1 protein-coding gene is annotated in these 317 nt (G+C 61.8%); it reads left to right on the top strand.

What is annotated here, in order from left to right; all coding sequences use genetic code 11:
- On the top strand, positions 1-317 hold a 317-nt coding region (locus MMG91_RS28865), incomplete at both ends, for an Ig-like domain-containing protein (protein ID WP_310661462.1).

Below are 317 nucleotides of genomic sequence, written 5' to 3' on the forward strand. Positions count from 1 at the left end.
AGCGTCACCAGTACCATCGTGATCAACATCGTCGATGACGTACCCACCGCTCACGCCGATGCAGTCTCGGTGGCGGAGGGTGGAACGGTCAGCGGTAATGTGTTGGGCAATGATGTGATTGGTGCTGACGGCCCTGCGTCGGGTGGAGCAGTGGTCGGCGTGCGCGCTGGTAGCGACACTTCGACTTCGGCCATTGGCGGCCTGAACACGCAAATCAACGGCACCTACGGCTACCTGACCTTGGATGCCAACGGCAACGCCGTGTACCACAGCAACCCGAATTCGGTCAGCGCGCCGGGCGCCACGGATGTGTTCAC

Origin of the sequence: Pseudomonas sp. JL3 (genome assembly GCF_031570575.1) — a bacterium.
GTDB classification, from domain to species: domain Bacteria; phylum Pseudomonadota; class Gammaproteobacteria; order Pseudomonadales; family Pseudomonadaceae; genus Aquipseudomonas; species Aquipseudomonas cucumis.